The 12,804-nt window shown below is 67.7% G+C and carries 9 protein-coding genes; 4 read left to right on the top strand and 5 right to left on the bottom strand.

Annotated features, from left to right (window positions below):
* Positions 1-138 precede the first annotated feature (138 nt).
* Positions 139-2,385 (bottom strand): UDP-galactopyranose mutase, encoded by a 2,247-nt coding sequence (gene glf / locus TZ53_RS08225; protein ID WP_044661007.1) that lies wholly within the window; start codon positions 2,383-2,385, stop codon positions 139-141.
* Between the two features lie 292 nt (positions 2,386-2,677).
* Between glf and TZ53_RS08230 the strand changes: the two genes are divergently transcribed.
* Together TZ53_RS08230 and TZ53_RS08235 are read left to right on the top strand one after the other, a co-directional pair.
* Positions 2,678-4,888 (top strand): SDR family oxidoreductase, encoded by a 2,211-nt coding sequence (locus tag TZ53_RS08230; protein WP_044661008.1) that lies wholly within the window; start codon positions 2,678-2,680, stop codon positions 4,886-4,888.
* A gap of 233 nt (positions 4,889-5,121) precedes the next feature.
* On the top strand, positions 5,122-6,189 hold the full coding sequence (locus TZ53_RS08235) for a cellulase family glycosylhydrolase (protein ID WP_025550482.1): 1,068 nt from the start codon (positions 5,122-5,124) through the stop codon (positions 6,187-6,189).
* A gap of 141 nt (positions 6,190-6,330) precedes the next feature.
* Here the strand turns inward: TZ53_RS08235 and TZ53_RS08240 are convergent, their stop codons facing one another.
* Positions 6,331-6,543 carry a hypothetical protein gene (locus tag TZ53_RS08240; RefSeq protein ID WP_025550480.1) on the bottom strand — a complete coding sequence of 71 codons (213 nt, stop codon included), beginning with the start codon at positions 6,541-6,543 and terminating at the stop codon, positions 6,331-6,333.
* A 315-nt stretch (positions 6,544-6,858) separates the two neighbouring features.
* Between TZ53_RS08240 and sorA the strand changes: the two genes are divergently transcribed.
* Together sorA and sorB are read left to right on the top strand one after the other, a co-directional pair.
* Positions 6,859-8,079, top strand: coding sequence for a SorA family sulfite dehydrogenase catalytic subunit (gene sorA, locus TZ53_RS08245; protein ID WP_025550478.1), 1,221 nt, complete (start codon positions 6,859-6,861; stop codon positions 8,077-8,079).
* Positions 8,076-8,390, top strand: a complete 315-nt coding sequence (gene sorB, locus TZ53_RS08250; RefSeq protein WP_007684475.1) for a SorB family sulfite dehydrogenase c-type cytochrome subunit — start codon at positions 8,076-8,078, stop codon at positions 8,388-8,390. Before sorA ends, sorB begins: the two co-directional genes overlap by 4 nt.
* A gap of 77 nt (positions 8,391-8,467) precedes the next feature.
* Here the strand turns inward: sorB and TZ53_RS08255 are convergent, their stop codons facing one another.
* From TZ53_RS08255 to TZ53_RS27750, 3 genes are all read right to left on the bottom strand, one after another.
* Complete coding sequence (locus tag TZ53_RS08255; protein ID WP_025550476.1) at positions 8,468-9,466, bottom strand: ParB/RepB/Spo0J family partition protein; 999 nt, start codon at positions 9,464-9,466, stop codon at positions 8,468-8,470.
* A gap of 94 nt (positions 9,467-9,560) precedes the next feature.
* Complete coding sequence (locus TZ53_RS08260) at positions 9,561-10,778, bottom strand: autotransporter outer membrane beta-barrel domain-containing protein (RefSeq protein ID WP_044661009.1); 1,218 nt, start codon at positions 10,776-10,778, stop codon at positions 9,561-9,563.
* Positions 10,779-10,968: 190 nt separating this feature from the next.
* Positions 10,969-12,477, bottom strand: coding sequence for a hypothetical protein (locus tag TZ53_RS27750; protein WP_044661010.1), 1,509 nt, complete (start codon positions 12,475-12,477; stop codon positions 10,969-10,971).
* Positions 12,478-12,804: the final 327 nt, after the last annotated feature.

Consider the following 12,804-nt stretch of genomic DNA (forward strand, 5'->3'; position numbering starts at 1 on the left):
ATCGGCTCTAGGGCGTTTTCCAGGCCGACAGGATCATCGGCCGATTTGGAGAGGGCGGTAGAAAAAAGACCTGAAGCGGCCGATCCGATATAGTCGGGTCGGCCGCTTCAGGGTCGGTCCTGTCCAGCCTGTGGTGGGTCAGCCCGCCGAAGGGCGGGGCTGCGCGGCGGCGGCGAGGTGGGCGGGCACGGTGCGGATGGCGGGGGCCCTGGTCATCCGGCGGTAGGTCGCCAGCGCCTGTCCCACCACCTGGTCCATGTTGTAATAGCGGTAGGTGGCGAGCCGCCCGACGAAGGTGACGTCGGTCTGCACCATCGCCAGCGCTTCATAGCGTTTGAAGAGCTGCTGGTTTTCCGGCCGGGGGATGGGGTAATAAGGGTCGCCGTCCGCCGCGGGGAATTCATAGGTGATGCTGGTCCCCGGCACCTGCTGCCCGGTCAGATGCTTATATTCGGTGATCCGCGTGTGCGGCACGTCGGGGGACGGATAGTTCACCACCGCCACCGGCTGGAACCGGTCGACGTCCAGGCTGACATGCTGGAACCGGAGCGAGCGGTAAGGCAGCTTGCCATGGCGATAGCCGAAATATTCGTCGATCGGGCCGGTGAACACCAGATGATCGTGCGGATAGGCGTCGCGCGCCTCGCAATAGTCGACGCCCAGCAATATGTCGATATTGGGATGGTCCAGCATCCGTTCGAACATGCGCGTATAGCCTTCGAGCGGCATCGCCTGGAACCTGTCGGTGAAATAGCGATCGTCCTTATTGGTGCGCGTCGGCACGCGCGAAGTCACCGCCTTGTCCAGTTCCGACGGGTCGAGACCCCATTGCTTGCGCGTATAGCCCTGGAAGAACTTCTGGTAGAGTTCCCGTCCGACGGCCGAGATCACCACATCCTCCGACGTGCGGACGACCGACACCGGCTCCGCCTGCGCGGCGAGGAAGGCGGCGGCCTCCTCCTCCGTCCCCAGGTCCAGACCGTAGAGCATGTTGAGCGTGGTCCGGTTGATCGGCATCGGCACCAGCAGGTCGTCCACCGCCGCCAGCACGCGATGTTCATAGGGCCGCCATTGGGTGAAGCGGGAGAGATAGTCGAATATCTCCTGCGAATTGCTGTGGAAGATGTGCGGCCCGTAGCGGTGGATGAGAACCCCGGCATCGTCCAGCTCGTCATAGGCATTGCCGCCGACATGCGGCCGGCGGTCGACCAGCAGCACCTTCCTGCCGCCGTCCGCGGCCAGCCGTTCGGCCATGACGGCGCCCGCGAAGCCCGCGCCGACGACCATCACGTCATAACGCCGCGGCGGGCCGTCCTTCCAACTGGTGGGCGACACAATGGGATGGGCATGGGCGCCGCGCGAGATCGCTTCCCTGATGAGGCGGCTCATCTGCTGGAAACTCTTGTCCCAGGACATGCCGGCCAGCACCTTGTCCGCCTCCGCCAGCAAGTCGCCGCCCGAGCGGGACAGGGCCAGCGCCGCGTCGCAGGCGCGGATGAAGGCTTCGCCGCGCTCCGCGATGCGCACCGCGCCGATCCCACCATAATGGCGGATGACGTCGGCGATCGGCGTCGACACGACCGGCTTTCCCGCCGCCAGATATTCGGGCGTCTTGGTCGGGCTGATGAAGCGGGTCGCGTCGTTGATGGCGAAGGGCATCAGGGCCACGTCCCAGCCCGCGACGCAGCCGGGCAGATCGTCATAGGAGCGGCCGCCCAGGAAATGGAGATTGGGCCGTCGCGGCAGGTCCGCCTCGCCGATCTTCACGACCGGGCCGACAATTTCCAGATCCCAGCCGGGGCGCGCATCGGCCAGCGCCGCCAGCAGTTCGACATCCATCCTTTCATCGACGACGCCGTAGAAGCCGAGGCGCGGGCGGGCGTCCTGCGCAGGTTGCGTTCGGGCGGAGCGGGCCTGGGCGAAATGCGCCGCGTCGACGCTGGAGGGAAAGGGATAGACATGGCCGTGCCTGTCCTTCTTCGCTTCATAGAGGCTGTAGCCGCCGGTGAACACCAGGTCGGCCTGGGAGAGCAGGCGCTGTTCCAGCGGCAGCAGTTCGGGCGGCGCGCCCCTGAAATTGGCCAGCTCGTCCATGCAGTCGTAGACGATGCAGTCGGCCATGACATGCTCCGAAAAGGGCAGCATCATGGGGGTGTAGTACCAGCGGACGAACGGGCCGGATTCGCCCGCCAGGAACAGGTCGAGCAGGCCCTTCAAATTCTCCCCATCCTGTTCGCGCGCGCCGTCGGCGGGCAGTTGCGGCGTGATGACGGTGACGCCGCTGGCGGCGCAGACGTCGATATGCAGGTCGGGCTCCGCCAGCTTTTCGACAAGGCAGGGTTCTTCCCAGAAGAGGACGCGGGACTGGGCGGCGAAGCGACTCATCAGGTGCTGGGGACGTTGAAAGACGAATTTCCACCGCAAATGACTGAAGCAGAGGATGGTATGCGTGCCGTTCGACGGAATTGATCCAGATTCATGCCAAGGGGAAGACTGGGGCTGGACCATTATATGCAACCTTTCTGCGGGATGAACATTGGTCAAACCGCGGCGGAGAACGATCCGTTCCTTCTTCTCCACTGATCCAGGTTGCTGGCATGTCGCAATTATCCTGCTTTCACTTGATCGAAGTTCAACGAGCCAAATAATCGCGCCCATCATTGCAACGGAGACCGGAATGACCATGCAGCCGCAGCTATGGGGTGGTCTGGAATGCACCGTGAACCGCGTCCACGACAGTTACCGCGACCAGATCCGCGCGACAGGGCATCAGGATCGGGCGGACGACCTGGACCGGCTGGCGACGCTGGGCATCCGGGCGATCCGCTATCCCGTCCTGTGGGAGAGGGTCAGCCCGCGCGATCCGGACGAGCGCGACTGGCAATGGACCGACGAACGGTTGAAGCGGCTGCGCGACCTTGACATCCGCGTCATCGCCGGGCTGGTCCATCATGGCAGCGGCCCGGCCCATACCGGCCTGCTGGACGAGGGGTTCGCCGCCGGGCTGGCGCGTCATGCCGGGGCGGCGGCGGAGCGCTATCCGTGGATCGCCGACTGGACGCCGGTCAACGAGCCGCTGACCACCGCCCGCTTTTCCGCCCTGTACGGCCATTGGTATCCGCATCACCGGTCCGAACCATCCTTCTGGCTGGCGCTGTTGAACCAGACCGACGCCATTCGCCTGTCGATGCGGGCCATCCGCCGCGTCAGTCCCGGCGCGCGGCTGATCCAGACCGACGATCTGGGCCGCACCTATGCCACCGCCTCCCTTCGGGAACAGGCGGGGTTCGACAATCTGCGCCGCTGGGCGAGCTGGGACCTGCTCTGCGGCATGATGACGCGCGAGCATCCGCTGTGGGAGCGCCTTTCGGGCTTCGGCTTCGCGGACCGGCTGCGCGCCATTGCCGACGATCCCTGTCCGCCCGACGTCATCGGCATCAACCATTATCTGACGAGCGACCGCTTCCTCGACCATCGGCTTCACCGCTATCCCGGGCATAGCCATGGCGGCAGCGACACGCAGCTTTATGCCGATGTGGAAGCCATCCGCGTGCTGGAGCCGCCGCCCCAGGGGCTGGAGGGTGCGCTGCGCGAGGCATGGGCGCGCTATGGGCGGCCGCTGGCCGTCACCGAGGTCCATAATGGCTGCACGCGGGAGGAGCAGTTGCGCTGGATCGCGCAGGCCTGGGACGTCGCCGGCCGATTGTGCGCCGAGGGGATAAAGGTCGAGGCGGTCACCCTCTGGTCGCTGCTGGGCAGTTCGGGGTGGAACAGCCTGCTGACGCAGCCGGGTCATTATGAGCCGGGGCTGTGGGACGTCAGCAGCGGAACGCCGCGCGCCACGGCGCTGCTGCCTCTGGCGCGGGCGCTGGCGCGCGGGGGCGAGCGCCCGATGCTGGCGGAGGGCGCCGGCTGGTGGCAGCGCCCCGTGCGGATCGCCCATCCCGGCGTGGCGCGCCCCGCATCGATGAAGGCGCATCTGGCCGGGCGTTTGCATCCCTCTCCGGCCCGTCTCTCTCCGGCACGGCCGCTGCTGATATGCGGCGCGACGGGGACGCTGGGGCGGGCGATGGCGCGCGCCTGCGCGTTGCGGAACATTCCCTTCGTCCTCACGTCGCGGGGGGAACTGGACCTGTCGGCGCCGGGGACGATCGCCGCCGCGCTCGACCGCATCGCGCCCTGGGGCGTCGTCAACGCCGCCGGCTGGGTCCGGGTGGACGAGGCCGAAACGGCACGCGACGCCTGCCTGACCGCCAATGCGCGGGGGGCCGTGGCGCTGGCGAAGGCATGCGGGGATCGCGGCATCGCGTCGCTTTCCTTCTCCAGCGATCTCGTCTTCGATGGGGAGAAGGGCGCGCCCTATGTGGAGGATGACGCGGCCGCACCGCGCAATTGCTATGGCCTCAGCAAGGCGGAGATGGAGGAAGGGATCGCCGCGCTTGGGGTGCCCAATCGCCACCTGATCATCCGCACCGCCGCCTTCTTCTCGCCCCATGACGATCATAATTTCGCGGTCGCCGTGGTGCGGGCGCTGAGCCGGGGGGAGACCATATTGGCGGCGGAGGACCTGATCGTGACGCCCACCTATGTGCCGCATCTGGTCGCGACGTCGCTGGACCTGCTGATCGACGGCGAGGTCGGGCCGTGGCACCTGACCAATGGCGAGGCGCTGTCCTGGGCCGATTTCGCCCGCCGGATCGCGATGCGCTGCGGCGGCGACCCCTCGCGCATCCGGGGCGTTCCCCACCGGACGCTCGGCTGGGTGGCGGAGCGGCCCGCCAATACGGCGCTGGCGAGCCGTCGAGGGGCGCCGCTGCATTCGCTCGCCACGGCGATCGATCATTTCGCGGCGCATCTGCCGGGGGAGATGGTCCGGGAAGCGGCGTGAGACCGCATCCCGTCCCATGCGGTTGGTCGTTTCGGACCTGTATTATTTCGATTTCATAATCAAAGGGCGCGTTTCCATACTATAACGATCATGTAACGAAGACGGGTTGGGACAATCTTCGAAAAGATCGAAATTTCCTCTTACTCAGATCATATTAATCTTCTTGTCCTATAGATGACCGATGTTAATGGCCGCCTTCAGGGTGACAGTAGAAGCGGGTCTTGAGCGGGTATATGGGCAATCGTTGGACGCCGGAAGCGGCGCATCGCTGGTTCGAACGGCAACCGTGGCTGGTGGGGTGCAATTTCACGCCCTCCAACGCCATCAACCAACTGGAAATGTGGCAGGCGGGCAGCTTCGACCTTGCCACCATCGACCGCGAGCTGGAGCTGGCGGCTTCGGTGGGGATGAACAGCGTCAGGGTCTATCTGCACGACCTGTTGTGGCTGGACGACGCGGCGGCCTTTCTGGACCGCATCGACGCCTTCCTTACGGTGGCGGATCGGCATGGCATCCGCGTCATGCTGGTGCTGTTCGATTCCTGCTGGCATCCCGAACCGGCGCTGGGGCCCCAGCCCCCGCCGCGCGAGGGGGTTCACAACAGCGGCTGGGTCCAGTCGCCGGGCGTCGCCGTGCTCCGGAATCCGGCCGAGCATGCGCGGCTGGAGGATTATGTGCGGGGCGTGGTCGGCCGCTTCGGGCAGGATGAGCGCGTGCTGGCCTGGGACATCTGGAACGAGCCCGACAATGGGCCGGAGGTCGCGCTGTGCGATCCCGCGGCGCTCAGGGCGAAGGCAGATCTGGTCGTGCCGCTGCTGGTCGCGGCGTTCGGCTGGGCGCGGGAAATGCAGCCGATGCAGCCGCTGACCAGCGGCATCTGGCTGGGCGACTGGTCGGCGCCCGACCTGCTCAGTCCGATCCAGCAGGCGCAGACATCGCATTCCGACGTCATCTCCTTCCACAATTACGGCATTGCGGAGGATTTTGCGCAGCGCGTCAAATGGCTGAAGACCATGGGCCGCCCGCTGCTCTGCACCGAATATATGGCGCGGCCGGCGGGCAGCACCTTCCAGGCGATCCTGCCGATCGCGAAGGAGGAGCAGGTCGGCACCTTCTGCTGGGGCCTGGTGAAGGGGAAGACGCAGACCCATCTGCCGTGGGACAAGTGGGAAAACCCCAATCTGGAGGGGCTGAAGGAAAAATGGTTCCACGATATTTTCGATGCGGACGGCACGCCGCATGACGAAAGCGAGGTGGCCTTCCTGCGGCTCATCAACCGGCTGGACGAAGTGACCGCCTGAAGGAGGCTCTCTTCCTGCGGGCGACGGCTCGGGAGAGGCGGCATCGAGAGACGAGAGCGTTTTCCGGGCAGGCAGAATCATCTGCTGGCCCGGAAAACGCGGTAGAACAAAGGCCGGGGGCGGCCGATGATTCTGGCTGCTCTATATGGGGTTGCGATCCACCTTGCGGAGCGCGTCCAGAATCTCGTCAATGGGGATCGGCCGATCGTGCCGCGGCGGGCGCCTGACGGCGGGATTGCCCTCCACGGCATTGGCGTCCGAAGCCCAGGATGCGAGGATCGCGCGCTTCACTTCAGGTTCCAACTGGGGATGATGGGCCACTTCGAAGGGGCCTTGAAAATGGGAGAGGGACATGGGCTTGCCTCCTTTCTTCCAATCCTCTCTTCCTTCCGGCGGCGACCGCCACGCGCCAAATTAGGGACAGGGCGGAGGCTGTTCAAGATGGTTTTGCGGGGCGGGGCTTCGCTAATGATGATCGTGCTTCCATCCTGCCGAGGCAGCTCCGCACCTCCCGGATTGACTGGCCCGCCGCCGCATCCTACCCACAGCGGATCGGCGTTGCCCGACCCTGGGGCGTCGGGGCGGCGAGAGAAACAAAGCCAGACCGCGCACCGGATCACCGGCCGCATTCCGATCATCAGAGTGCAGGAAGGTGCAGGCAGGACAGCCATGGCGGACGGACGGACCATGAACGGGGTGGATCGGCGCGGCCTTATCGCCGCCATGGCGGGGGCGATGTTGCCGGTGCCCGGCTGGGCGCGGGCCGGTGACGGCCACGCCGCCCTGCCCTTCGGCAATGGCGAGCGGCCCTTGGTCCGCTATCCGCAGAAGCGGGCGCTCATCGGCCTTACCGCGCGGCCGCCGCAACTGGAGACGCCGTTGGCGCTGTTCGACGGGCCGATCACGCCCAATGATGCCTTCTTCGTGCGCTACCATCTTTCGGATTTGCCGCTCGACATCGATGCGCGGCGGTTCCGGCTGGCGCTGGGCGGTCATGTCGAGCGGCCGCTGTCCCTTTCGCTCGCGGAATTGAAGCGCGACTTTCCCGTGCAGGAGATCGTCGCGGTCAACCAATGTTCCGGCAATGGGCGCGGCTTTTTCGAACCGCGTGTCGGGGGCGGGCAGCTGGGCAATGGCGCGATGGGCAATGCCCGCTGGCGCGGCGTTCCGCTTCGCGCGCTGCTGGACCGCGCGGGGGTGCGCGCGGGGGCGCGGCAGGTTGCGTTCAACGGGCTCGACAATCCGCAGGCCAACGGCATCCCGGACTTCATCAAGGCGCTGGACGTCGACCATGCCCGCGATGGCGAGGTGATGGTGGCCTGGGCGATGAACGGCGCGGACCTGCCCTTTCTCAACGGCTATCCGTTGCGTCTGGTCGTGCCGGGCCATTACGGCACCTATTGGATCAAGCATCTGCATGAGATCAACGTCGTGGACGCGGCCTATGACGGCTATTGGATGAAGACCGCCTATCGCATTCCCGACAATGATTGCGCCTGCGTCGCGCCCGGCGGCAAGCCGGACAGGACGCGGCCCATTGGCCGGCTCAACATCCGGTCCTTCCTCACCAGCCATATGTCCGGGGCGCAGGTGGCGGCGGGCAAGCCGGTGGCGCTGTCCGGCATCGCGTTCGACGGCGGATCGGGAATCGCGCGGGTCGACATCTCCGCCGACGGGGGCGCAAGCTGGCGGCAGGCCGAACTGGGCGAGGATCTGGGCCGCTACAGCTTCCGGTCATGGCGGTCGGCGCAGAGGCTGGCGCCCGGCCGCCATCGCATGCTCGTCCGCGCGACGGGCCGGTCGGGAGAGGTCCAGCCGTTCGATCCGCTCTGGCAGCCCGCCGGCTATATGCGCAATGTCGTCGAAGCCGTGGAGGTCGTCGCCCTGTGAAAGCGCTGCTGCCCATCGCCCTTCTCGCCGCGAGCGGCGCGGCTGCCGCGGGCTATCGCCTGCCCGACGAACGACCCATTGTCCTGCCGCCCGGCGACGGCGCGGAACTGACGGCGGCGACCTGTTCCGCCTGCCATTCGCTGGATTATGTCACCACTCAGCCACGCGGCAAGGGGGCGCAATTCTGGCAGGATAGCGTCGGCAAGATGATCAAGGTCTATGGCGCGCCGATCGAGCCTGCCGATGCCGAGCGGATCGCCGCCTATCTGGCCGCCACTTACGGCCGGAAGGAGGCCGCCGGGCCTTCATAGAGCGCCGGCATCAATGGTCGCGGGCTTTTTGCGTATACGCAAAGTCGCCTGTTGAGGCTCCGGAAACGATCGCGATCCTATTGCATGACGGGCGCGGCGCGGGCCGCGACGATGGTTTCGCGCAGCCGCGCCAGCAGTTCGTCCAGATCGGCATCCTCCGATATGCTGAGGTCGATGGTCAGGCCGCCGCTTCGACCGGGCCGGGGGCGGCCGATGCGCGCGCCGCCCGCGACGATCGCCATGTCGCGCGCTTCCTCCAAAGGCTGCGGCGTGGCGGCATCGCGCAGCCGGGCCAGCACCGTCGCGGGGGAAAGCATGCGGCCGCCATCCCGCGCGAGCGCCTGTTGCTGTTCCCCGATGGACTGCGCTTCGGCAATCATGCGCGCCCGCTGGTCCGGACGGCGCAGCAGCGGGGTCAGGATTTCGGAATAGCGCACGCGCAATTCATCGGGAGTGGCGAAGGCGTTCACCACCTCCTCCGGCAATTGCGCCAAGGCGAGCAGGCGGCTTAGCTGGCTGTTGGAAAGGGTGAGCGCTTCGGCCATGCGCGATTGCACTCCGCCGTAGAAGCGTTCGACCGCATGCTGATAGCTGCGCGCCCGGTCCAGTTCGCTGATGTCCGCCCGCTCGCGATTTTCGATGTCGGCAAGGCGGAAGGCTTCCTCGTCCGACAGGTCGACGACCAGGGCCGCCAGCCGCATTTCCGGCCGCCCATTATGGTTGAGCCAGTCCACCGCGAAACGGCGGCGGCTGCCGACCAGAAGCTGATAGGGCCGGTCCGAACCCGGCGGATTGAGGCGCACGAGGACGGGGATGCGGTTGCCGCCTTCGCTGGCGATGGAATCGATCAGCGACCGGCAGCCGTCCGCCGTCAGTCCCGGCTGGTCGCGCGGATTGCCGTCCCAGACCGAACATTCGTCCGGCTGGATCGAAATCGTGCCGCGCGATCCCGGCCCCTTGTCCGCGAAAGGCGCGAGCCGCTGGTCGAGGCGGCTGAGCGCCTGCTGATCGGGCGGGCCCCTGCCGGCGGGTTCGTGGGAAAGGGTCGCCAATATGTCGCGGATGAAGCGGGCCATGGATCACTTCCTTTGCGTGAGCAGGCCCACGCAATAGCGGGATATGCACGATTGTGGCGCGGAATCCGGTTCGTTTCGGAGCAATCCCTTTTGCCTAGAAACGCCGTCCGACCGTCAGCGCCGCCGCGTGGACATGGCGGTCGGAACCGAACTCGCCCGCATAGCCCAGGCGGAACGTGGTGCGGTTGTTCCAGGTCGCGCTGATCCCGGCATTCACCAGGCCCGCGTCACGCGCCAGCCGGGTGGGACGCAGCGTGAAGATGGGCAAGTCGCGGGTGGCGAAGCGGGCCTCTATTCGGCTGTCGGGGCGGCTGCGCAGTTCGCGCTGCCATTGCGCCTCGACCGAGGGGCGAAGGGTCCAGCCGCCTTGCGTCGCATTGGCGGAGATGCGCGCGCCCAACGCGCCGCGAAGCGATCTGGTGCGGAAGGCGGCGACCTCCAGCGCGGCGGGTCCGCCATTTTCGACGAAGCCGCTGACATCGGCATAGCGATGGTGCAGGCCGGCGAAGGGCTGTATCCGGACCGGGCCTGCGCGCAGCATCGCGCCCGCCTCGCCCGATGCGGCCCAGCCGTCGCCGTCCACGGGCGCCACCAGCCGCCCGGTAAAGCCCGCCCAGCCGATTTGGCGCCGCAGCTTATATTCGGAGAGCGTATAGGCCGCCGTCGCGTCGACATAGAAGCGGCCGTCGCTATAGCTGGCATAGGAACCGATCTGGCTGTTGAACTGGCTGATGCGGGGGCGCCGCGCCGGGTCGAGCCGCGCATCGATGCCGTCGATGCCCAGGGTCGCGCCGACGATGAGGCCGGGCACGGGCTTCACATCGACGGCGAAGCGCAGCGACCGGCTGTCGGATTCCGCTTCGGGGCGGTCGACGCGCGCCTTATAGCTCGCCCGCTTTATCCCTCCGCTCAGCATCATGGTGATGGTGCGGTCGCCGCTGGCCGGAACATCGGCCGGCGCATCGATGGCGATGCTGCGCCGTTCGGCCAGCCAGGAGCGGATTTCCCGGTCGGCGGCGTCCATCGACTGGATCGACAGGCGGGGCAGCAGCGAATAGCTGCGCGGCGAGAGCTGGCCCAGCGCATCGGCACGCGCCGCGGCCGTCGGCAGGGCGTCGATCGATGCGAGCATGGCCGCGCGGTCGCCGCCGGGTGCGTGCGTCGCCGCGTCCAGCATCGTTCCCACCGCGGTTTCGCCCGGCGTTACGGCATAGGGCGCGTAGGGACCGGCCATGGCGGGCTGGGCATTGAGCAGCAGCAGGGCCGCAGCGCCATCGATCAGGCGGCGGATGAAGAAAAGGCGGTTCGGCAAGATGATATTCCCCTTTGGCGAAGATTTTTGCGTGAACGCAAAGCGTGCCGGCCTGCGTTCGGAATCGGTTTGAGGAGGCAGTGCGCCCACTGCCTCCTCGCCCCCGCCCTTCCCCCGGGGGCTATGGGGGAGAGCATCGTCGGCGTGCGGCCCGCCATGCATGAGGACCATGGCGGGCCGCGCCGCCGCGTCAGTTGCCGCCCCCGAGCAGCCCGCCGAGCAGGCCGGTCACGGGCGCCGTGGCGGAACCCGATCCGGTCGCCGGGGCCAGCGCGCCGTTCAGCAGGCCGGTGACGGGGGCCAGGGCATTGCCGCCGGTCCCCTCCCCTGCTCCCAGCAGGCCGCCGGCCAGGCCGGTCACGGGCGCGAGCGGGGAACCGCTTTCTCCTCCGGGCAGCGCCGGGGCCAGGCTGTTGACGGTGTCGAGCAGGGGCGCGGCGACGCTGTCGACCGTGCTGGTGGCGGCCGCGACCACGGGGGCGACGGCGCTGGTGACCTGAGTGACGGTCGCTTCGGCCTGCGGGCCAAGGAGACCCCCGGCCAGGTTGCCGACCGGTTGCAATCCGGCCTCTACCCCGGCCGCGGTCGTCGGCACGGCGATGTCGACCAGATTGCCCTGCGTCAGGACATCGACCGTCGCCAATTGTCCGGCAGCCGCGCCGCCGTCCGACGGCAGCAGGTTGACCCCGACAAGCGTGCCGGGCGTAGAGGCGCCGGTCAGGACATTGCCGCCGACATTCGCGCCGACAAGCGGTCCGCCCAGTGCGGCGGAAGGATCGCCGCCGACGCCGCCCGGAGCGCCGGTCAGGCCGCCCACCGCATTTTCGACCAGCCCCGTCACGGGCGCGAGGACGCCATTGTCGCCCACCAGCGGACCGGTGACGGGCGAAAGCGCGCCGTTGACCGTATCGAGCAGCGGCGTGGTGAGCTGGCCGACCGTCGAGGTGACGGCCGCCACCGTGGGGGAGAGACCGTCGGTGAGCTGCGTCACCGCTTCCCCCGCCGGTGCGCCGAGCAGGCCGCCTGCGAGCGTGCCGACCGGCGCCAGCCCCTGCTGCACGCTCTGGGGCGTGGTCGGCAGGGCGAGCTGGGCGACGGTGCCGTCGCCTGTCAGCAGATCGACGGTGGCCACGCTGCCGGTCGCCTGGCTGTCGCCCGGCAGGACGTTGACGCCGATCAGCGATCCGGGACCGGTGGGCCCGACCACCGGCAGATTGCCGATGGAAGCCCCGATGATCGATCCGCCGCTGGTGGGGCTGGTCGGACCGGTGGGTCCGGTGGGTCCGGCAGGACCAGTCGGGCCGCCGGGACCGGTGGGTCCGCCGGGGCCGGTCGGGCCAGTGGGTCCAGTGGGGCCGCCTGGGCCGGTCGGACCGCCGGGGCCCACGGGACCGGAGGGGCCGGTCGGGCCTGCTGGGCCGGTTGGGCTGGTGGGACCGGCGGGGCCGCCCGGACCCGTGGGGCCGCTGGGACCGGAGGGACCGGACGGGCCGGATGGACCCGAGGGACCGGACGGGTTGGTCGGGCCGGTGGGACTTGTCGGACCTGTCGGGCCGCTGGGACCGGAGGGGGACTGGCCGCCGCCCGCCCCTATGTCGAAGCCCACGCCGTCGGCGCAGGCGCTGAGCAAAAGAAGAGGTATCGCCGTGGCGCACAGCAGATAGTGCCGTCCCGACCGGACCGATCCATAACGTGGCATTGCAAGACTCCCTGTTTTCCTGCGAGCAGATCGCAACGGGAGCAAGTTAGGCCCGGCAGTCCTTATCGCCGCGTCAAGAAGAAACCGGTCTGGTCAGAACGGCCGGCTTTGCCGATATTGGTCCCGGTTCAGCGCGCAAAAGCCTGTTGCCGCCTGCGCAAAGCTGGTCGAAAGATCAGGGAATCCGCATATCCGGCGGCTTTTGGCGGCATCCTTAAGGTCCCTCGTCCGCAAAGCCGGGTTCAGGGCAAGCAAATCGTCCTTCGCGGAATTGCTTCCGATATGGTCCATTTTCCTTCGAAGCGGCGACGGAAGGCATGGGTTGCG

It is taken from the genome of Sphingobium sp. YBL2 (assembly GCF_000943805.1).
Lineage (GTDB): Bacteria > Pseudomonadota > Alphaproteobacteria > Sphingomonadales > Sphingomonadaceae > Sphingobium > Sphingobium fuliginis.

Excerpts from the sequence above, each read along its gene's own strand:
- TZ53_RS08240 (WP_025550480.1), bottom strand. The coding sequence starts at position 6,543 with ATGTCCCTCTCCCATTTTCAAGGCCCCTTCGAAGTGGCCCATCATCCC.
- TZ53_RS27750 (WP_044661010.1), bottom strand. The coding sequence starts at position 12,477 with ATGCCACGTTATGGATCGGTCCGGTCGGGACGGCACTATCTGCTGTGC.
- glf (WP_044661007.1), bottom strand. The coding sequence starts at position 2,385 with ATGAGTCGCTTCGCCGCCCAGTCCCGCGTCCTCTTCTGGGAAGAACCC.
- TZ53_RS08235 (WP_025550482.1), top strand. The coding sequence starts at position 5,122 with ATGGGCAATCGTTGGACGCCGGAAGCGGCGCATCGCTGGTTCGAACGG.
- sorA (WP_025550478.1), top strand. The coding sequence starts at position 6,859 with ATGGCGGACGGACGGACCATGAACGGGGTGGATCGGCGCGGCCTTATC.
- TZ53_RS08230 (WP_044661008.1), top strand. The coding sequence starts at position 2,678 with ATGACCATGCAGCCGCAGCTATGGGGTGGTCTGGAATGCACCGTGAAC.
- TZ53_RS08255 (WP_025550476.1), bottom strand. The coding sequence starts at position 9,466 with ATGGCCCGCTTCATCCGCGACATATTGGCGACCCTTTCCCACGAACCC.